Source organism: Exiguobacterium artemiae, from assembly GCF_033342815.1.
In the GTDB taxonomy this organism is placed as follows: domain Bacteria; phylum Bacillota; class Bacilli; order Exiguobacteriales; family Exiguobacteriaceae; genus Exiguobacterium_A; species Exiguobacterium_A artemiae_A.
Window position 1 is genome coordinate 38,853 of sequence record NZ_JAWPEN010000013.1, and the last position, 20,381, is coordinate 59,233.

The 20,381-nt window shown below is 47.2% G+C and carries 22 protein-coding genes; 17 read left to right on the forward strand and 5 right to left on the reverse strand.

What is annotated here, in order from left to right; genetic code table 11:
* The first annotated feature begins 7 nt into the window (after nucleotides 1-7).
* The 3 genes from R7V76_RS12155 (at nucleotide 8) to galU (ending at nucleotide 2,776) form a co-directional block, all read left to right on the forward strand.
* Nucleotides 8-817: an ABC transporter permease gene (locus R7V76_RS12155; RefSeq protein ID WP_026827415.1), complete on the forward strand. Its 810-nt coding sequence runs from the start codon at nucleotides 8-10 to the stop codon at nucleotides 815-817.
* 14 nt (nucleotides 818-831) lie between these two features.
* Complete coding sequence (locus R7V76_RS12160) at nucleotides 832-1,785, forward strand: ABC transporter ATP-binding protein (protein WP_318092730.1); 954 nt, start codon at nucleotides 832-834, stop codon at nucleotides 1,783-1,785.
* A 112-nt stretch (nucleotides 1,786-1,897) separates the two neighbouring features.
* Complete coding sequence (gene galU / locus R7V76_RS12165) at nucleotides 1,898-2,776, forward strand: UTP--glucose-1-phosphate uridylyltransferase GalU (protein ID WP_318092731.1); 879 nt, start codon at nucleotides 1,898-1,900, stop codon at nucleotides 2,774-2,776.
* Between the two features lie 58 nt (nucleotides 2,777-2,834).
* On the opposite strand, the gene R7V76_RS12170 is transcribed toward galU, so the two are convergent.
* Nucleotides 2,835-3,416 (reverse strand): TIGR00730 family Rossman fold protein, encoded by a 582-nt coding sequence (locus R7V76_RS12170; protein WP_318092732.1) that lies wholly within the window; start codon nucleotides 3,414-3,416, stop codon nucleotides 2,835-2,837.
* A 127-nt stretch (nucleotides 3,417-3,543) separates the two neighbouring features.
* Here R7V76_RS12170 and R7V76_RS12175 point away from each other — a divergent pair, with 127 nt between their 5' ends.
* Nucleotides 3,544-3,717, forward strand: a complete 174-nt coding sequence (locus R7V76_RS12175; RefSeq protein ID WP_318092734.1) for a hypothetical protein — start codon at nucleotides 3,544-3,546, stop codon at nucleotides 3,715-3,717.
* Between the two features lie 299 nt (nucleotides 3,718-4,016).
* Nucleotides 4,017-4,334, forward strand: coding sequence for a hypothetical protein (locus R7V76_RS12180; protein ID WP_318092735.1), 318 nt, complete (start codon nucleotides 4,017-4,019; stop codon nucleotides 4,332-4,334).
* Between the two features lie 11 nt (nucleotides 4,335-4,345).
* Here R7V76_RS12180 and R7V76_RS12185 read toward each other — a convergent pair whose 3' ends face one another.
* A complete protein-coding gene (locus R7V76_RS12185) occupies nucleotides 4,346-5,233 on the reverse strand; it encodes a helix-turn-helix domain-containing protein (RefSeq protein ID WP_318092737.1) in 888 nt (295 codons plus the stop codon).
* Between the two features lie 147 nt (nucleotides 5,234-5,380).
* Between R7V76_RS12185 and R7V76_RS12190 the strand changes: the two genes are divergently transcribed.
* The 4 genes from R7V76_RS12190 (at nucleotide 5,381) to R7V76_RS12205 (ending at nucleotide 8,097) form a co-directional block, all read left to right on the forward strand.
* A complete protein-coding gene (locus tag R7V76_RS12190; protein ID WP_158537512.1) occupies nucleotides 5,381-5,527 on the forward strand; it encodes a hypothetical protein in 147 nt (48 codons plus the stop codon).
* An 81-nt stretch (nucleotides 5,528-5,608) separates the two neighbouring features.
* Nucleotides 5,609-6,817, forward strand: a complete 1,209-nt coding sequence (locus tag R7V76_RS12195) for a hypothetical protein (protein WP_318092741.1) — start codon at nucleotides 5,609-5,611, stop codon at nucleotides 6,815-6,817.
* Nucleotides 6,810-7,553 carry a hypothetical protein gene (locus tag R7V76_RS12200; RefSeq protein ID WP_318092743.1) on the forward strand — a complete coding sequence of 248 codons (744 nt, stop codon included), beginning with the start codon at nucleotides 6,810-6,812 and terminating at the stop codon, nucleotides 7,551-7,553. Before R7V76_RS12195 ends, R7V76_RS12200 begins: the two co-directional genes overlap by 8 nt.
* A gap of 226 nt (nucleotides 7,554-7,779) precedes the next feature.
* Nucleotides 7,780-8,097 carry a hypothetical protein gene (locus R7V76_RS12205; protein WP_318092744.1) on the forward strand — a complete coding sequence of 106 codons (318 nt, stop codon included), beginning with the start codon at nucleotides 7,780-7,782 and terminating at the stop codon, nucleotides 8,095-8,097.
* A gap of 65 nt (nucleotides 8,098-8,162) precedes the next feature.
* Here the strand turns inward: R7V76_RS12205 and R7V76_RS12210 are convergent, their stop codons facing one another.
* A complete protein-coding gene (locus R7V76_RS12210) occupies nucleotides 8,163-8,585 on the reverse strand; it encodes a helix-turn-helix domain-containing protein (RefSeq protein ID WP_318092745.1) in 423 nt (140 codons plus the stop codon).
* Nucleotides 8,586-8,812: 227 nt separating this feature from the next.
* Here R7V76_RS12210 and R7V76_RS12215 point away from each other — a divergent pair, with 227 nt between their 5' ends.
* Nucleotides 8,813-9,310, forward strand: coding sequence for a VanZ family protein (locus tag R7V76_RS12215; protein ID WP_318092746.1), 498 nt, complete (start codon nucleotides 8,813-8,815; stop codon nucleotides 9,308-9,310).
* Nucleotides 9,311-9,407: 97 nt separating this feature from the next.
* A complete protein-coding gene (locus R7V76_RS12220; RefSeq protein ID WP_318092747.1) occupies nucleotides 9,408-10,400 on the forward strand; it encodes an ATP-grasp domain-containing protein in 993 nt (330 codons plus the stop codon).
* A gap of 69 nt (nucleotides 10,401-10,469) precedes the next feature.
* Here R7V76_RS12220 and R7V76_RS12225 read toward each other — a convergent pair whose 3' ends face one another.
* Both R7V76_RS12225 and R7V76_RS12230 read right to left on the reverse strand, forming a co-directional pair.
* Nucleotides 10,470-11,228, reverse strand: a complete 759-nt coding sequence (locus R7V76_RS12225; RefSeq protein WP_318092748.1) for a hypothetical protein — start codon at nucleotides 11,226-11,228, stop codon at nucleotides 10,470-10,472.
* Nucleotides 11,229-11,259: 31 nt separating this feature from the next.
* Nucleotides 11,260-12,549: an O-antigen ligase family protein gene (locus R7V76_RS12230; protein ID WP_318092749.1), complete on the reverse strand. Its 1,290-nt coding sequence runs from the start codon at nucleotides 12,547-12,549 to the stop codon at nucleotides 11,260-11,262.
* 370 nt (nucleotides 12,550-12,919) lie between these two features.
* Between R7V76_RS12230 and R7V76_RS12235 the strand changes: the two genes are divergently transcribed.
* From R7V76_RS12235 to R7V76_RS12260, 6 genes are read left to right on the forward strand one after another with little or no spacing between them, the layout of a single operon-like run.
* Nucleotides 12,920-13,528 carry a YveK family protein gene (locus tag R7V76_RS12235; RefSeq protein ID WP_318092750.1) on the forward strand — a complete coding sequence of 203 codons (609 nt, stop codon included), beginning with the start codon at nucleotides 12,920-12,922 and terminating at the stop codon, nucleotides 13,526-13,528.
* 22 nt (nucleotides 13,529-13,550) lie between these two features.
* A complete protein-coding gene (locus R7V76_RS12240; RefSeq protein WP_318092751.1) occupies nucleotides 13,551-15,422 on the forward strand; it encodes a polysaccharide biosynthesis protein in 1,872 nt (623 codons plus the stop codon).
* Nucleotides 15,423-15,434: 12 nt separating this feature from the next.
* A complete protein-coding gene (locus tag R7V76_RS12245; RefSeq protein WP_318092752.1) occupies nucleotides 15,435-16,697 on the forward strand; it encodes an oligosaccharide flippase family protein in 1,263 nt (420 codons plus the stop codon).
* A 13-nt stretch (nucleotides 16,698-16,710) separates the two neighbouring features.
* Nucleotides 16,711-18,003, forward strand: coding sequence for a hypothetical protein (locus tag R7V76_RS12250; RefSeq protein WP_318092753.1), 1,293 nt, complete (start codon nucleotides 16,711-16,713; stop codon nucleotides 18,001-18,003).
* On the forward strand, nucleotides 17,993-19,030 hold the full coding sequence (locus R7V76_RS12255; protein WP_318092754.1) for an NAD-dependent epimerase: 1,038 nt from the start codon (nucleotides 17,993-17,995) through the stop codon (nucleotides 19,028-19,030). The genes R7V76_RS12250 and R7V76_RS12255 overlap by 11 nt, the downstream gene beginning before the upstream one ends.
* A complete protein-coding gene (locus R7V76_RS12260; RefSeq protein ID WP_318092755.1) occupies nucleotides 19,020-20,369 on the forward strand; it encodes a phenylacetate--CoA ligase family protein in 1,350 nt (449 codons plus the stop codon). The genes R7V76_RS12255 and R7V76_RS12260 overlap by 11 nt, the downstream gene beginning before the upstream one ends.
* Nucleotides 20,370-20,381 lie beyond the last annotated feature (12 nt).

The following is a 20,381-nucleotide window of genomic DNA, read 5'->3' on the forward strand; positions in this document are numbered from 1 at the left end:
ATTAATTATGTGGAAAGAAATGAAAAGCATCATCCGCGAACAAGTGGAGAATTTCCCGCTGATTCGCCGTCTCGCCCGTTATGAGATTAAATCGGCGCACGCGGAGCAACGACTTGGACTTTTGTGGGAGCTGCTGAATCCCGGTTTACAGATCTTTATTTATTGGTTCGTCTTTGGTGTCGGTCTGAAAGGGAACAAAAACGTCGACGGGGACACACCGTTCATCGTCTGGCTTCTCTGCGGGATCGTCGTCTGGTTCTTCATCAATGATGCGTTGTTGCGCGGATCGAACTCGATCAACAGCCGACTGGCGATGGTGACGAAAATGCGGTTCCCGATGAGTGCGATTCCATCGTATGTCATCCTGTCCCGGATGTACCAACATTTCGCGATGCTTCTGATCGTCTTCATCGTCATCATCCTCAACGGCATTCCAATCACATGGAAGTTACTTCAACTCCCGTATTATATGGCAGCAACCTATATCTTCGTCTATGCGTTCTCCCTGTGTTTCTCGACATTGATTACGCTCGTCAAAGACATCCAATTGTTCCTGCAATCAATGATGCGGATGCTGTTTTACCTGACACCGATTCTATGGAACATCGAACGGTTCCCGGATGTCTTACATGGTGTGCTTCGTCTGAACCCGGTCTTTTACCTCGTGGAAGGATACCGTGCGAGTCTGCTCGGCGGTGCCTGGGTCTGGCAAGAATGGCCGACGGGACTTTATTTCTGGAGCGTGACATTGCTCTTGTTCACAGCCGGAACGTTTTTACACATCAAGTTCCGTAAATCATTCACCGAGCTCGTTTAAGGAAGGAAATCGCCATGTCTATGATAAAACTCGACCATGTCACGAAACGGTTCGATATGGTCACGACGACAAAAGAAAAATTCAAGTTATTGTTTAAAAATCAAAGCAAAAACGTCAAGACGTTTACGGCACTCCGCGATGTCTCACTTGATATCGGGTCCGGTGAAGTCGTTGGTCTTGTCGGCATCAACGGTTCCGGGAAATCGACGTTATCGAATTTGATTTCCGGTATCATCTATGCCAATGAAGGTGACGTCGAAATCAACGGGGAAGTGGCAATCATCGCCGTTTCCCAAGGATTGAAAAACGTCCTGACCGGCCGTGAGAACATCCACTTGAAATGTTTGATGCTCGGGATGGACGATGCAGAAATCGAACGCCGGATGCCGGGAATCATCGATTTCGCAGACATCGGGGATTTCATCGATCAGCCGATTAAAAAATATTCAAGCGGGATGAAGTCTCGACTTGGCTTTGCGATTGCCGTCAATGTCGACGCCGACATCCTGATCGTCGATGAAGCCTTGTCGGTCGGTGACCAGACGTTTTACAACCGGTGTATCGATAAGATGAACGAATTTAAGAACGAAGGCAAGACGATCATCTTCGTCAGTCACTCGTTGAACCAGATCCGAAGCTTCTGCGAACGGGTCATCTGGCTCGAATACGGACAGGTCAAACTCGACGGGACGACGAAGGAAGTCGTACCGGAATATAAGAAGTTCCTGACCGAATACAAGAAGCTGACGAAAGAAGAACAGCACCAGTACCGGCGGGATCGCCTGAAAGAACAGAGCGCCCAGGCAAAACCAGGCAAGAAAAACATGGATGCGGAAGATACGGTCAAACATCCGGGGTGGATCTTGTCAGGCATCAGCTTACTGGTCCTTGCGGCCGGCAGTCTGATGGTCATCGATGAGACGCCGTCATTTGTAACATTTACGGAAGCCTTAACGAAACTATTTTAAGAATGGATCAGGGACCTACGTGTCTCTGGTCTTTTTTTTACGAAAACAGGGAACAAGACACTAGAAAGCGAATGCTTACATATAAGGAATTTAGTGTGGAGGAGGAATGCACGTGTTGAAAGTCAGAAAAGCCATCATCCCGGCAGCCGGTCTCGGGACCCGGTTTTTACCGGCGACCAAAGCGATGCCAAAAGAAATGTTACCGATTTTAACGAAACCGACCATCCAGTACATTGTTGAAGAGGCGGTGGCATCAGGGATTGAACAGATCATCATCGTCTCAGGACGAAATAAGCGGGCGATTGAAGATCATTTTGACCATGCACCGGAACTCGAGAACATCCTGCGGCAAAAAGGAAAACTCGATCTGTTGAAAGAAGTTGATGCCTCGACGACGATGGCAGAGATTCATTATATCCGCCAAAAGGAACCGAAAGGACTTGGACATGCGATTTGGAGTGCCCGGCATTTCATCGGGGACGAACCGTTTGCTGTCTTGCTCGGGGACGACATCATCGTCTCGGAAGAACCTGGACTAAAACAACTGATGAAGCAGTACGAAGAACTGGATGCGTCGGTCGTCGGTGTCCGACAGGTCCCGACGGAAGACACGCACCGGTATGGTATCATCGATCCATTGAATCAAACGGGACGTCGTTATCAGGTCCGGCAGTTCGTTGAAAAACCGGTTCAGGGAACAGCGCCGTCGGATATGGCAATCATCGGACGGTATATCCTGACGCCGGCAATCTTCGAATACCTGGCGAAACAAGAAGCAGGAGCCGGTGGAGAAATCCAGCTGACGGATGCGATTGAACGGCTGAATGGACAAGAGAACGTCTACGGCTATGAGCTCGAAGGGAAACGCTTTGATGTCGGGGAGAAGATGGGGTACGTCGAGACGACATTAGCCTTTGCGCTCGAAGACACAGAAATTCAGGCAGATGTCCGGCAGTTGCTCAAACGGTATGTCGAGAGCTGGCAGGAGTAAAAAAACAGAGATAACGGATAAGAGTTCCGATATCCCTGTCGAAAGAGAACAATTGTCGTCACGTCTGTTTTGTGTTCATGTAGGTCTTCACTTTCGGCGCACGATACGTCCGGAAGCGTTCGAGTAACCGTTCCGGATCCGATTCGACGAGCAGCATCGCCGCATGTTCCGGAATCAGGAAACCTTGTGTCTCCATTTGCTGAAACAATGTGACGAGCGGATCGTAATAGCCGTCAATGTTTAAGATCCCGCACGGTTTTTCATGGAGTCCGAGCTGTGCCCACGTGAAGACTTCAAAAAACTCTTCCATCGTTCCCGGACCACCGGGCAGGATGATGAAGCCATCGGCCAGTTCTGCCATCTTCGCTTTCCGGTCATGCATCGATTCGACGAGGTGAAGTTCCGTCAGATGCGGATGGGCAATCTCTTTTTCCTGCAGGAAGTGTGGCAGGACACCGACTGCCTGTCCGTTTGCTGCGAGGACAGCATCTGCGACGGCACCCATCGTCCCGACGCGTGAACCACCGTAAACAAGTCCGATTTGATGAGTTGCAAGTGTCGTCCCGAGTGCTGTTGCGGCTTGGCGGAAAATGGGTGTTGCTCCGTCTTTAGAACCACAAAATACTGCTAACTTTTTCATCCATAGGTCCCCCTTGTTAAAAATGGTCTTCTGTCAACATATCATATCAGGATGCTTCGAATAAAAGGGATTTTGGAAGAGGATCGCGAAGAAAAAATTAAAAAATATTGAAGTGGAGGAGGAAATGATGAGACCTAGAACCATCGTCTGGCTAGTTTTACTGATTGCGGCAATCAATCTGGCAATCGGCCTGTGGATCCCGGAATCGCCTGCGCGAACAACGGTTAGCAGCATTTTGCTCGGACTAGTCGTTTTACTTGGAGTAGGATACTTCATTGCACTGCGCCGTTCATCCAAATAAAAAAAGCCCGTTTCGTTTGTACGTAGCAGACGAAACGGGTTTTTGTATGCAGAAACATCGTAAAGATGAGAGTGATTGAATATTCTAAAAAATCTATTTTCATACACTGTATCGACACAATGGTGGATAAAATGTAAAAAAAATGTACATTTCGTGACCTATGGCCTAAGTCAAAAGATGTGGAAAGTGTAAATAATGTGCAAAACGTGCGAAATATTCGTATTCGAATATCCGAAGGGGGTCTAAGGTTATATGATGTTGTTACAGAGCTAGACAAAAAAATTAGGAGGTTATTCATTATGAACTTGAAAAAGAAATTAGGAATTCTTATAGGAGTGGCCACACTATCATTAAGTCTTGGACTTAACGGAGTATCGCATTCGAACGTGAAAACTAACGTCGCAAAAGAGATTCCATTTGAATTTTCGATTAAACGTGATGTAGCGAAAGAAATTCCGTTTGAATTCTCAATCAAGCGCGATGTAGCAAAAGAAATTCCATTTGAATTCTCAATCAAGCGCGATGTAGCAAAAGAAATTCCATTTGAATTTTCGATTAAGCGTGACGTAGCAAAAGAAATTCCATTCGAGTTTTCAATCAAACGTGATCTTGCTTAATCTTCTAGTAATTATTCATTTAATCTATTCTTTATAAATTTAAACTTTGTTTCAAGAATTATTTGGCGATATTCTCTTATATCCATTAAATCAAATAAAAGGAACGCTTTAGTATATGAATTAGAAATTTCATCGAAAGAATAATTTAGTAATTCTTGGCATTCACCCTTTTGAGAATAGAGTTGTCCTAATAAAGACATATCTTTTTCAAAGAGACTTATATTAATCGCTTCTTCAACGACAAATAATGCTTTTTCAACGGCATTCAGTTTCAGTAAAATTTTTGAGTAATTATAGTGAATTCTAATTCGTTCAACTATTAATTCGTCACTATCGAAGTCGAGTTCCATTAGCTCTTCGTAAACAGTTCTACTATGCTTATAACTTTTATTTTCGAAGTGTAATATTGCAATTGCTGATTTAATTCTTAATATCATACTAGGTGAATAATGTAGCGTAGAATAATGTTCTGAAAGTTGTTGTAAACCAATAATACAAGTTCTATAGTCGATTTTTTTTAAACGATAAGAACTTAAAGAGTAAAAATATCTTACAAGCAGATTTAGCTCGCGATCGAGAGGACTAGAATTTATTATCTTTTGAGTTTCTTGATAAATAGATTGAAACTCACTGTTTCGAAAGCGAACTAATAAATTTTCATCTAATATTTTTAAAGATTCTCGATAATTAGTATGGTCTAAAAATGTATTAATTGGAACTTGTAATCTTCGTGATAATGCATATAATAAATCAACCGTCGGAGAATGTGTCCCACTTTCAATTTTACTGATTTCCGCTTGGCTGCAAATGCCGTTCGCTAAATCCTTCTGCGTCAGATTATGTTTCTTGCGAAGGCGGCGAAGGGCCAGGCCAATCTGCGGGGATGTGAATTGATCCATCGGGTTCTGTCCTTTCTGTCCAGTGGATTTGAGAAAACGATACCCTTTTCCATTATAAGAGGGAACGGGACCGGATACCAAACGTTTAGTTCAAAAAGTCGTCAACGTGTTGTTTGCCATTTTATACGAATGAAAGGGGTAACTCCTATGAATCTCACCTTTAAAGAATCGCGCCGGACGATGACATCTTACGGCTGGTGCTTAAATGCTGCTGCTGTCTCGGTCGCACCCTTGGCAAGTCGGGAAATGGACCGGATCAAACCGCCGGCGAAACGAGAACTAAAAACTTCATGATGACGTCTCTTGCTGACGTGGCTTCATTCCGTCACAGGTTTGAAGCCTTTTTTAATACAGATTGCTGAAAGGAGCATGGATATGATCGGACTAACGGTTCTTTCTGAAAGTGAAGGCTGGTTACACCAACTCGACCCGACCGATGCACTCACGACGTTTTGTGAACAGCACCGGTTCTCGATGGATCGTTACGATTACGATCAGCATACGTTTTTGGATTTACTCGACTATATGGACTTTCAAGAATTCGAACATTATTTGTTTGTCCTGCAAGGACCTGGAGAACGGACCTTGCGACTGGTTGCGTATTTACAACAACGGATGTTACATGTTCAGTTTCATCTGATTAATGAACGGGGCGATGTCTTGTTCGGAGACCCGTATTTCTTGAATAAGACGATTCCGTTAGAAGGAACGACAGGGTATGCGCAACCGATTGAACTACAGGATGCCCTGATGTCGTTATTCACCGGTGTCTATCCGGATACTGCTTCTCGTCAGCCGCAACCGTTGCGGCACGTCTATGTCGAAACAACGGATCTGCTCGATTCGATTGCACCGACGCTGTTTGATCAGATGACAATCAATAGTTTGTTATACATCGATCAGTCGACCCGGCATGATTTACCGGTCATTGAACTGATGAGCCGGACGCCGGTCCTGCTGGCGTTTGCCGATACGTTGGCCTTCAGTATCAAAGAACGATTAGCGACGTTTGAACGCAGTGATCTCGATGCTGTCATGAAACATTGGCACAAGACGGGTATCGTCTCAAATCTGGAACGACGGGCAGGAATCCTTGATTATGCGACGCTCGTCGGTATGCCGGCCTCCCATCGTCTGTTCATACGGAACGATGGTATCTATGCGGATTATGGAAAACGAATTTTACTCAGTCCAGCATCTGATTTGAATGTTTGTCAGTTACGTGAACGCCAGCTGAATGACTGGGAGGCATTATTTCCGATTCCTCAACTTGCCCTATATCCGATTTTGTTTCAACTGGCATCGGCATTCCAAGGGACAAGTCAGTTTGTGACACCATATAGTATGTTTGAGTTGCCACAAGCGGAAGGGAAACTTGGTCCGCTGACAATGATCGGGATTCAAAATAATGAAGGCTGTTTTGCCTTCGAACTGACGACCAATCAATTGTTTGAGACGGACGAAGTATTCCTTGCCATTCTCGAAGCCGATCAAAAGGAACAGTTTGATATTTTACCGGAGCGGCTAGGAGAAGATTATGAAGCGGCGATTCAGACGTATAAGGAGTTGATTTATCATGGATAAGATACCGTTGTTCGGTCCATTTTCGCGAAAAGGAAGTTATTCGCGGGTACAAGTACTCGAGAACTTATTTGCCGACGACCGCTTCACGGCACTTTACCAAGAAACGTCCTCCTTGCCGGAAATCGACGAGTTGATGTTGTACCGCCGTTATCTGAAAAAGAAGGATCGTGTCCTAGTACACGGAAATTTTTCGGCAAAGTTATTTAATACATTATGTGCAGAAGGATATGATTTGTATCTCGTCGAACCGGAACTAAACCGAATTTCCGGAATTTCTGAACACTACTTAAACCGCGTCTACGGACTCAGTAATGAGTTGATTGACGTCATGGGGAGTGGAGCGTTCAGTAAAATCATCTTACCCGGAACGACGATTGCACGATATTCGCGGGGAGAACTGTTATTATTTTTCCGAAATGTCCGGCACTTGCTGGCGACGGATGGTCAGTTACTCGTCAATATCTATAACAGTGATTATCTTAGACAGAATATCCAACCGATTGCTTCGCGTCGGATTCAGGATTGCACATTATTTTACGGTCAAAAGGTCGATCGCGACCGCTTGATTTTTAATTCGTATTTGAAGTCAGAGACGGATGAAAAAGTCGCTTATCTGGTGGAGCACCTTTACGAACCGGATACGTTGTTCGAATTCGCTAAACTTTCGCGTTACCGCGGACGGACGTTATATGCCGGGAAAAGTATCAGTATTTTAGAACTGGATAAGCTGGGGTGAAGGACAGAATCTATATGATAAAGGCAGGGACGGATTTTTAATCGTCCCTGTTTTGGTATACACAAACTCCGCCAATAAATTTTATGTCCATATTATTTACAATTAAATGGATAAAAAATATTTTTAATACCAGTTTAAGTAGGTCTAATGGAGGGGTATTAGAGTATGGCAGTGACTTTGTTTATTCGGATGACATCACGATGAAATCGGAGGATAGGTAAACGTTATGGATGAGAAGATGGCCGAGCAAAAAGCCTTACAAGCCAGTTGTTTATCCTTTATCAAAACATTATTTCCGGAAGAGACTTTTGAGTTCATTGATCGCGCGGTGCTTCCTGATGCTTTTGGAAAACGCGGGACACATCTGACATTTCAATCAGTAAATCGGGAACTCAAACTCAGTTTCGTCAATCAGGCACATAGTCGCTTCGAACGTGTTTTCTTAGCTGAAAAGACAGCCGACTCTCCGTTCTTCAGCCGAATCATGGAAGCGACGTATGAAGATGGTCAACTGTACATTCACCATGTCTTAAAATCTGATTAGTAGATCGGCAAAAACACGATGAGACGTGTACAGGAATCGTTCCTGTCCGCATCTCATCGTGTTTTTTAGATGGACTCAATCGATTGTAATCCTTGCTGCAGTGCCTGATTGATAGATGTCGCCATATGATCGCGGACTTCTTGTGTCAAAAGACGGCCGTTAAAGTAAACTTCCTGTGACAGCGTCAAATGGACAAGCGTATCTTCCAGGACGAGCTTAAAATCGAGCGGTTGTGTCGGTTCAAGGGATTGAGCCATAAACTCTTGTAATGAAGGGTGCTGGACGTGATGTGGATCGATTAAATCAATCACGGTCGTATTCAATGCCAATGCGAGCCGTTCCAGTGTCTGACTATTCGGGACACGCTGACCACGTTCGTATGCTGAAATCGAGGTGACCGTTTCCCCGCATCGTTCCGCCAGGTGTTTCTGAGTGTATCGATGTTGTTTACGCAATTGCATAATTTTTTTTCCGAGAGTACGTTCCACGGGTCTCAACTCCTATTCTTGCATCCTTGCTTAATAGTACTAAATAACCACTTTAATTATATCGCAAACCTTTAAAATGTAAAAAAAAGTTTTTCTAAAAAAAAGATTGCATGATTATGTATGTAATGGGTTGAAAATTCAGAATGCGGCAGATTATTTGAAAATCCTAGGAGGGCTTTAAAAGAGAACGTGTTATTCTAATGATTAGTGAGAAAAGGAGGACAGATATGCTTAGAAAAATACCTTGGTCCGGTTATGTGACCTTGCTGATTTTAATCATCTTATTTATATCAAGCTCGATGCCGTATCAAGAGCAATCCTTAAAACCGGGTTTGTCGCGGTACTTTGACTTAGATTTTGTCGAACAGCTCCGGTTCGTTTCGTTTAACTACAACGGGGAGGTGAGCGTTGCAGCACTCGGTGCTTCCGGATTCGTCGAGTTTTTCATTCGAAAGGCAGCCCACCTGTCCATCTTTATCGTTCTCGGCATTGCTTTGGTGGACTTAACGTATCGATTGATCCGCCCGTATGCGTTAGCTGGTTTGTTTGCGTATACAGTCGCCATCACAATCGCCGTCTTCGATGAGTTTCATCAAATATTGACGGGGGGACGGACCGGATTGATTCAAGATGTCTTACTGGACGGCACGGGTGCTTTGATCGGAATTCTATTGTATCGCTTATTTTGGAAGAAAAGACCAAGTGAACAATGGATCCGAAAGTGAGTCTTCGGTCCTAGTTTTTTTGAAAAGAAAAGCAGGGTTTTAACAAAGCAGGGCGAAAAAGAAAGATTAACATCATTAATTAAGAGGAGTGAATCGGATGCAAAAACCTCATCTATTGATTACGAGCGCCGGTCGTCGGGCAAAGCTTGTCGAATATTTTGTTAAAGAGTTTAAGTCGGGACGTGTCAGCACGGCGGATTGTAGTCCGCTGGCATCGGCATTATACATGACAGACCAGCATTATATCGTACCCAAGATAGATGAGGTCGAGTACATCGATCATTTACTCAAGCTGTGTCAGGATGAGGGGGTGACGGCAATCATGACGCTGATTGATCCGGAACTCGGTCTACTGGCACAAGCAACAGAACGTTTTCAAGCCATCGGTGTGACAGTCATCGTCTCACCGTATGCTGCCTGTGAGCTGTGTTTTGATAAATACACGATGTATGAATATTGTCTGAGTCGAGGCATCGCTCATGCAAGGACGTATGCATCGATGGCGTCGTTTGAAGAAGCACTTTCTGCAGGCGAAGTAAAGTTGCCGGTCTTTGTGAAGCCACGCAGTGGAAGTGCCAGCATCGAAGTAAGACGGGTCGAAACCGTTGAGGAAGTTGAACAGTTATTCCTGAAGAATGCTGATTTGATTGTCCAGGAATTACTGGTTGGCCAAGAGCTTGGAGTTGATGCATATGTCGATTTCATGTCCGGAAAAGTGACTTCAATCTTTATCAAGGAAAAATTGACGATGCGCGCGGGCGAGACCGATAAAAGCCGCTCGGTTCTCCGGGAAGATGTATTCGAGTTGATCGAACACGTCTTAGACGGATCAGGATTGGTGGGGCCACTTGATTTTGACTTATTTGATGTTGCAGGGACGTTGTATCTGTCGGAAATCAATCCGCGTTTCGGTGGAGGATATCCCCATGCGTATGAATGTGGTGTCAATTTCCCGGCACAATTGTTCCGGAATCTGATGCATGAAAGTAACGAACCACACATCGGGCAATACCTGGATGACATCTATATGCTGAAGCATGATACCGTCACTTTGATTTCAGCCGCTGAACTGCAACGGATCAAACGATAAGTAAAAAAATAAAATGCCGGTTGGATTTCGTATAGAAATCCAACCGGCATTTTTTTTTGACGATCGTCATCAAGAAATTGAAACACGTGACCGTTTGAGGCACTGTACAGCAGATGTCCAGCTTCCGAACAGTGCATTGATGGTCGACGTACTTGGAACGGAGCGTCCCTCCGCCCATTTACGGTAATGGATGATGCTGAGCGATGGCAGTTCACGCTGGGCCTGTCGTAAGGCATCGAGAACATCTTCCTCAACCCATTTCCGGCGGGGCGGAGCGATGTCGAGGCAAGTGAGAGCGTCGATCCATGAACCGTACTTTCGGGCAATCGTCGCGACCGTCGGATGTCCATTTTCCTGTGCCCAGATTGAATATGTTTGGGTCGTCAGGCGGGGAAGAACGTCCGATGCTTCGAGGAGCGCATTGATGATCCGTTCTTCCGTCATACAGATCGAACGCGTCATCTCAATGTGTGCTTCCTCAAGGGCCCGTGACCATGACCCGAATCGTAAGTTAATCAATGTTAAAGAAGGTCCGTGTTTCGCCTTGGCCCATTCCCGGTAGCTGTTGCTGTGGAAAGGATGGAGCCGTTCCGAAGCTTCTTTGATGAAGGCGAGAATTTCTTGATCGGAGTAGTACGGACGAATTGAAGATAACCCGGCTGCGTGTAAGGCTTCGCGCCAAGAGCCAAATACATTGATGATGGTCGTGATGGAAGGAATCTCTTTTCCGTTTGACCAACGGGCATATGTCTTGGCATCTAAAGCAGGATAAGCGATGCTCGCCTCGATTAAGCTGTCGATAACTTGTTGTTCTGTCCATTTCTTCATGATGTCATACCCCTTTCATGTAGGTGTTCGTCTAGGTGTGGGTACTTTCTTGTGAGGTTGTGCGACGCCGGGTCGCATAAATCAAGAGACTGAGCCAGATGAAGTAAAATCCGCTTGGGCGGATCAAGACACTTTCCGTGAACTGAAGTAATAGTAACCAAAGACTGAGTAACAATAAGCTGATCGACAACAGGTCATTGGAGCGGTAATCCCGAATGAACCGAACGAGTATCAGCAGAAACGATGCAGTATACAACAATAGTCCGAAAAATCCGAGTTCATACAGATAGACAATGGGTGTACTGTGAAACGTATACAAAGTACTTGGTCCGAGTTGTTGTTCGAGCCCGACGACAGCAGAACCGAGACCATGTCCGAACCAAAACCGATCGAGTGAAGAGGTCAGACCGGCTTGCCATAACTCACTCCGACCGTTGAGGCTGATCAGCTTGGCGAATAACGTATGGTTGAGGGACAAGGAACCGATGAGAATCGCGGCACCGACCAGATAAAACCCTGTCACCTGATAACGCAACCGATGGTCCGGGATCAACAAAATCGTCGTCAAAAGCGCCAGCAGACAAAACGAGTAAAGACCGGTCTGCGAGGCACTGAGCACGAGACCAATGAAAATCACAACCAGAATTGTTCCGAAAAAAACGAAAGACCGGAAATTTCGCTGGTTGATCGCACGTAAGACAGACATCCAAGCGATGAGACCACCGGGAACGAGCCATGCTGCGAACGTATTGGGATTGTTGGTCAGACTGGCTGACCGGAGAAAACTGCCTTGTTCACCGACATACAGTTGGGACAAGGATACGGGACCGAGTTGCAACGACTGGATGTTATCGATCGGAACGTACTGGTTTCCGAATGAGACGATCAGTGCATAAGCAGCGAGACAGAAGGCTTGATACAGAAGAATGAGGTTCATCAGCTGAAGCCAGCGGATGTAAGGCTGAACTGAAAGTGATAGCACGATGATGACGAAAAGCCATGTCGTAAACAGATGGAGTAGGGCAAGCGAAGAATCAACAGCTGGACGAAACAAGAAAATGATAGCGTGAAACGTGAGATAAAGTAAAAACGAAGTGACAAGTCGTTGGGTCAGGGCACGTGGCGAGAAATACAAAGGACGGGTAACGAGATACAGACCAACAAACAGGATCAGATAGATTAGTGCCATCCAGATGTTCCAATGACGCGGCAGGACTTCGTCCGTGAAGGAAAGAGGACGTGTCCATAAATCGATCAGGACCCAGAGAGTCAGGAGGAATAAGCCAATCGATTCAGGTATATTGTCTGATTTTAACATCATTACTAGTATCTATCCACCCCTCATATAGGACTTATTACCGAATTTTCAGATTTTTAATCATCAAATTGGTATTTACCCTCAATTTCCTAAAAATCATGCAGTTTTTATGGATGATTTTGAAAAAACGACGATCATTTTTTTGTGAATCGTCTTTTTTTTGTGAATCAATCTTTTTCGATGAACTAACGATACGCAAACATGATGACTCCTCAAAAAAATATAATCATTTCCACCAAGCTCTAATTGTTTTGGTAGTCGTTTGGAAATAAGGTGTAAGCATAACCAGTGTCCATCCAACATGTCAGGTAGCGAGAAAGAGGTGAACCATGTGAATTCCATCCATCAAAAAAAGACATTCGGTGACCATGTGATGACATTAAAGAAAGGCTGGTGGGTACTCTGCTTACTGACGCTTCTATTAGCGGGTGCCGGATACGCCGTCAGCACCTATGTCATTCCACCGACGTATGAAGCGACCGCCTATATCCTTGTCGTCCCGCAACAGAATGCGGAAGCGACCTCGACGACGACACTTGTCAGTACCTACCAGGATATTTTAAGAAGCCCCGAAGTCATTGATCAGGTCGCCCAAAAGATGGACGTCACGGATAAACGAATCTTTGATTTGACGGATCGTTTGACCGTCGCCAGTAACTTGGATTCTCAAGTCATCGCCTTATCGGTCACGGACCGGTCGGCGGAACAAGCCGCGATTCAGGCGAATACGATGACAGAAGTCTTCCAGGATTATGTGCCGCAACTGATCAAAACAAGCAGCACGGAAGTCTTCTCGACAGCCCGGATTCCGACAAAACCGGTCTCGCCGAACATCCTGATGAATACCGCGATCGGAGGAATCCTCGGACTCCTCTTCGGATTATTGATCGTCTACTCCCGGGCGCTCGGAAAAAAGTCAGTCGTTGAAGAAACAAAAGAAACTGCCTATCCGCAAGCTGTCAGTCGTCCCAGCCGTTCTTGATTTGAGAAAGGAGGAGCCGCTCATGCAAGCCCCGCCATTCCAGCAATATCGCCGGCATATGAAGATCGGTCTACTGCGACTGATCGATGCCGCGGTCATCATTGCTGCGACGGTCGTGACCTTTTATTTCTTTAATCCACTGAACCTCACGGCCAACTTTGAACTGATGGATGCTATTGAAATCGCTTTGATCCAATGGGTCGCCTTAACACTCGTCGCCCACTGGATGCGCTTTTATCAAATCATTTGGCGGTATGCCAGCCTTCGTGATTTAGGTGTATTGCTCGTCGTCGTCGTCGCAAGCAGTTTTGTCCTTCTCGGACTGGAATATGCGTTATTCGATTTTGCCGTTGAACGTGCCGTCTTCCTTCAGACCGGTTTAGTCCTGAATGGAATCTTGTTCGTCCGTCTGTTGATCCGGGGACGGAGTCTCGAGCTGAAACGGGAAAACCGGACGCTCGGGAAACGGACGTTGATCATTGGTGCCGGTGCTTCGGGACAGATGATCACAAAAGAATTAAAGCAGAAAAAAGCGCACATTTTAAACGTCGTCGGGCTGCTCGATGATCTGACGGAACTAAAAGGGATGATGATTCATGGTGTTCCCGTCATCGGAACGATCGACCAGCTGGAATGTATCATTGAAGAACATAAAATTGAAGCGGTCGTCCTGGCGATTCCGTCACTTGCCTATTCCGACCGGATTACTTTATTGAACCGAATCAAACAGACGAAAGTCGAAGCCCATACGTTGCCGATGCTCGTCGAACTGGCTTCCGGGAAGGTATCCGTCAATCAGATGCGTGAAGTCTCGATTGCCGATCTGCTTGGCCGGGAACCGGTCGAGCTCGATATTACGGAGATTGAAAAAAGTGTCAGTCAAGCAACGGTCCTTGTGACGGGTGCCGGTGGCTCGATTGGCTCAGAAATCTGCCGGCAGCTGATTAAATTTAAGCCGGCTCATCTGATTTTACTCGGCCATGGTGAAAACAGCATTTATCTGATTCGGCGTGAACTGGAGGCGGTAACGGAAGGAATCACACTCCATTCTGTCATCGCTGACGTTCAGGATGCCGACCGGATGATGGATGTGATGGATCGGTTCAAACCGGATCTCGTCTACCATGCAGCAGCCCACAAACACGTTCCGTTAATGGAAGATAACCCGAGTGAAGCCGTCAAAAACAACATCTACGGGACACGGAACGTCGCCCTTGCTGCGGAAGCGGCCGGTGTCAACCGATTCGTCATGATTTCGACCGATAAGGCGGTTAATCCGACCAGTGTGATGGGAGCGACGAAACGGATCGCAGAGATGGTCATTCAACAAATTGCCCGTAACAGCGAGACGACGTTCGCTGTCGTCCGGTTCGGTAACGTACTGGGCAGCAGGGGTTCTGTCATTCCACTCTTTAAGGATCAGATTGCGAAAGGTGGTCCGATCACCGTGACGGATCCGGCGATGACCCGGTATTTCATGACGATTCCGGAAGCCAGCCGGCTCGTCATTCAAGCCAGTGTCCTCGCGGAAGGTGGAGAAGTGTTTGTCCTCGATATGGGCGAACCCGTCAACATCACGACGCTTGCCCGGAACTTAATTCATCTCAGCGGATTTACCGAACAACAGATTCCAATCGTCTACAGCGGGATCCGTAAAGGTGAAAAGTTATATGAAGAATTGCTCGCAACGGAAGAAGTACATGAAGAACGCGTCTTCGACAAGATTCTCGTCGGCAAGACACGACCGTTTGGATCGATTGATCCGCATTTACGGAACATCGCTTTGACACTCGATGATGAACAAGCGTTACGGACGTATTTACTCGAAGCAACGAATCGGACCGACAAGATGCCGGAAACGATTCCACCGGCGATCCGGATCGCCCGGGAATGAGGGGGAGACGAGATGAAATCTGTTCGGCAACTGTCACGATTTAATCTGATTTTTATTGCAGATACGGCCTATTCCCTTCATCAGTGGATGATTTTGACGCTGCTGATCAAATGGAGCACACCGCTCAACATCGGTTACTTCAATTATGCGCTCGCTCTAACCGCTCCAATCGTCATGTTTTGCTGGTTAAACGCCAGTACAATTTTGACGGCAGAGCGGTCAGGATTAAAAAACTTCAACCTGTTCATCAAGACCCGCTTTTCCTTATTATCCGTCGGCGTCTTCGTCCTTCTTGGTGTCTATTATTTCTTCGGGGAAGCCGATATCCTTTGGCTGACGTTACTCGTTTACCTGAACAAATATATGGAATCATTCGCTGATCTTGCCTACGGATTCCTGCAGGGGCATATGGCGTTCAAGGAAGTTGCCTTATCCAAGATTTTCCGCAGTCTCGTCAATGTCTCCGGCGCGGCCCTGATTCTTTTTACGACCCATTCGATTCACGGTTTTGTCTTAGCACTCGTCGCCGGCAACCTGATCATGTTGATCCTCTATGATTTACCGACCGTCCGGCGTGTCGGTCATGGATTTGAAAACCAGCAGATGAGTGAACGGTATCAAACGGGACGGCAACTGTTCTTGAAAGCAGTTCCGCTCGGGTTCGTCGCTTTGTTGATCGCACTCAACGCCAACATTCCCCGGCTCTTCGTCGGACACGCAATCGGAACGGAGGAACTCGGTTACTATGCGAGCATCGCGTATCTGCTCGTTCTCGGCAGCCTGTTCATCCATTCGCTTGTCGCCGTCCTGTTGCCGAACTTTTCCTCGGACAGCGGAGAGCGGCAAAGCTTACCGGAATTACGGAAGCTGACCCGGTCGATGCTGCTCATGACGAATGCGGTCGGTATCCTGTTGATCATCGGGTCGATTTTCTTCGGCAAGTGGGGCTTGACGATTTTCTACAATGCCTCGTTTGTTCAGTACCATACGATTTTTGTCTTGATGATGGTCGCCTCGCTGTTCTTTTATAATTCGACCGTCATCCAAGCCTTGTTGACCGGCTTTCAACAGTTCCGGGTTCAGACGATTGCGATCTTCGGCAGTGTCATCGTCAATATCGTTGCCTGCAGCATCCTGATCCCGATGTATGGGCTGTACGGAGCGACGACGGCTTACGGATTATGTGCCGTCACCCAGATCGGATTATTGATTCCGGCGCTTTATCGTTCGCTGTATCCACGAAAACTGACACTGGCAATGGAACAAAGTAGCTAAAGGAGGGAAAAGCATGCGGCCGATTCTGATTGTCGTCGTTCTGGAAGCCTTGCTCAGCCAATTGGTTCGACCGCTCTTTTTGACTTCTGAAGGTTACGTCGCAACGGTTCTTGCCATCAACTCGGTCCTGTTGATGGTGTATCTTCTCCGGCAAGCCGAGACGACCCCGTTGTTCCTGATTTTCGTGACGGCATTCCTGATTCGGCTGACCTTGATGCTGGTGGACTTGGAACTGTTTCGGCTCCCACCGCACAGCGGGGACGATACGGAAGCATTTCATCTCGAAGGATTGCTGATTTATACCGATCCGACGATGTTCAACGAAGTCGTCCGGGGGAGTTACTCCAAGTTTTTAGGCATCTTTTATCTCGCGTTTGGACCGGAGCGGATGCTCGCTCAGTACTTCAACGTCATTCTCGGCGTCGTCTCGGTCGTCATTTTATCGAAAACACTGATGTTGCTGAAACTGCCGATGCACTACATCCTGATCGCGACCGGTGTCTTTGCCTTCTTTCCTCAAGGGCTGTTGCTTTCACCGATTCTTCTGCGGGATCAGCTGGTCGCGCTCGGCATCGTCTACACGCTGTATTATATGGTGCGCTGGACAATCGATAAGTCGGCGGCGAGTCTGACGTTTGCGTATCTCGGTTACTTCATCAGCACGATGTTCCACTCGGGACTCGCTATCGGAATACTCGTCCTGCTTGTCTACTTCTCCTTTTATAATCATGAGACGAAACGGATGGATTTTGAAGCTTCGAAAGTCCAGCGGTTGCTTGTTCAAGTCGTCATCGTCGGATTTATCGTCTACAGCTTCCAGGACGTATTGTTCGCAAAATTCACCCACGTGTCGGAAAACGGTCAGCTGTTCAGCGGAATGAGTTATGACCGCGGCGGATCGGCCTATCTGAACGGTCTGTCGGTAACCGGACCGGCTGATATGGTCCTGTACGCACCGCTCCGGATGATTTACTTTTTGTTCTCACCGTTCCCGTGGCAATGGTCGAGTGTGATGAACATCGCGATTTTCTTCGCTGATGCAGCCTTTTATCTCCTGCTGTTCGGTCTGACCTTGATGCATCTGAAGTACTTGAAACAACATCCCTTCGGCAATGTCCTGCTGTTCATGCTGATTCTGTTCATCGTTAACGCCGTCATCTTTGGTCTTGGGACGGGAAATGTCGGAACGGCAATCCGCCACCGGTATAAACTGTTTCCGATGCTGCTGATTGCTTATACATCGATTCATTATATCCGCTATCAAGTGCTCCACCACTTCGAGGAGGTCGAGAAACGTGCAGAATAAGACGATTTTAATTACCGGGATTGCAGGATTCATTGGATTTCATGCGGCACGTCGCTTTATAGCGGAGGGATACCGGGTCATCGGGCTGGATGAAGTCAACGATTATTATGATCCGACACTGAAAGAAGCCCGCTTGATTGAACTGGATCCGACGCGGTATACGTTTTACCGGGTGTCGCTCGAAGATGCAGCGGCAATCGACCGGATTTTTGAGACGGAACAGATTGATCTGGTGCTTCATCTGGCGGCGCAAGCCGGTGTCCGGTACAGCATCGATCGTCCGGACGTCTACATCACGTCGAACATCGTCGGATTCTTATCGATTCTCGAAGCGTGCCGGCATCACCCGGTTGAACAATTGATTTACGCTTCTTCGAGTTCCGTTTACGGATCGAATACGAAGATGCCGTTCGCGACGACGGACGCCGTCGACCATCCGCTCAGCCTCTACGCCGCTTCGAAAAAAGCCAATGAGCTGATGGCGCACACGTACAGCAGTCTTTACAACATCAAGACGACCGGGTTGCGGTTTTTCAGCGTCTATGGACCGTGGGGACGGCCGGATATGGCTTTGTTTAAGTTCACGGAAGCCATCGCGAACGGACAGCCGATTGATCTGTACAACTACGGAGAGATGGGACGGGACTTCACCTATGTCGACGATATCATCGAAAGCATCTACCGGTTGATGCAGACAGAGCCTGTTGCCGACCCGGCATTTGATCAGGAAAATCCGTTGCCTGACCGGAGCAACGTGCCGTACCGCGTCTTTAACATCGGCAGTCACAGCCCGATCCGGTTAAACGAATTCGTCGCCCTGATCGAAGAGCGGCTTGGTAAAAAAGCGATCAAACATGAAATGCCACTGCAGGCGGGAGACGTGCCCGAAAGTTTTGCGGATGTCGAATCGTTGTTCGAGACGATTGGTTACCGGCCGCAAACGACCATTGAAGCAGGCGTTCATGCATTCATCGACTGGTACGAACAACATTATCGGCTGAAGGAGGAAGTGCAAGATGGCGCTTAAAGAGGAAATTTACTATAACTCTCCGATATTTATTCAGAATATTTTGACATCCATGTATGGAAAAAAGCTGATGCAGGAACGTTACGGTCCGGGTTATGAAAAGAAGCTGCAGGAGTTGCGGGTCAAAGACCGGACCGTCGATTACCGGATCGAACAGCTTGAACGATTGAATACGTTTCTCCTGTTCATCCAGGAACATACACCTTATTACCGGAAGCTGTTCCGGGAGCACGACATCCGTCTTCCATTCACGTCGCTTGACCAGTTACAGACGATTCCGATCCTTGAAAAAGAAACGTTAAGGCAACAAAACGAAGCGTTCATGTCAGAAGTCGATGCGCCGGTTCGCGGTCGGACCGGCGGGACGAGCGGAAAATCACTCCAAGTCGCCTTCATGCGGGAAGACGTTCAGGAACGGATGGCCCATCTCGATTACTTTAAAGAATTGCACGGGTTTCGTTCCGGGATGCGGCGCGCCAGTTTCACCGGGCGCACGTTAACCGCAATCGATCAGAAAAAACCGATCTTTTGGCGGATGAACCGACCGCTCAATCAACTGTTATTATCAATCTTTCATATGAAGGAAGAAAATTTTCCGGCTTATCTCGAAGAGTTGAACCGGTTCCGACCGGCAGCACTCGACGGTACACCCACCGCGATGCTCGAGATTGCGTTATATCTGCTGAAACATGATTTACGGCTCGACTTTCCCTTAATCGCAATTTTCCCGACGTCGGAAACGGTGACACCGGAGATGCGCCGGTTGATCGAAGAAGCGTTTCAAGCACCGGTTTTTGATCAATACGGGTCATCGGAAGGGGCACCCATCATCTCGGAATGCCGGGAGCGTAAACTCCATCTTCATCATGAGACCGGCATCATCGAACCGTATGGAGACCTGGGAGAAGTCGTCGTCACGTGTTTTACGACCCGCGGCACACCGCTCGTCCGTTACCGGATCGGCGACCGGATGACACTCGGACGGGAAGCCTGCACCTGCGGATTGAACGGACCGGTCATCGAGTCGATTGACGGACGGGGAACAAGTTTCATCGTCAGCGAAAAGCGCGGCAAGGTCTTTGAAGGCGACATCACGACGATTGCCAGGGAACTGCCGAACTCGGTCCTGCGCCTGCAGGTCGAACAACATGCGCTGAATCACGTGACGCTCCGCTATATTCCCGACGAGCAACGGTTCGTACCGAAACACGAGAGAATTCTCTTGCGGGAGATGCAGAAACTCCTTGGATCCTCGATGAAAGTTACGCTCGAGCCGGTCCGGCAAATGAAACAGGAACCGAATGGAAAAACACTGATCGTCAAACAGTCGATGAAATAGGAGGAATCCATC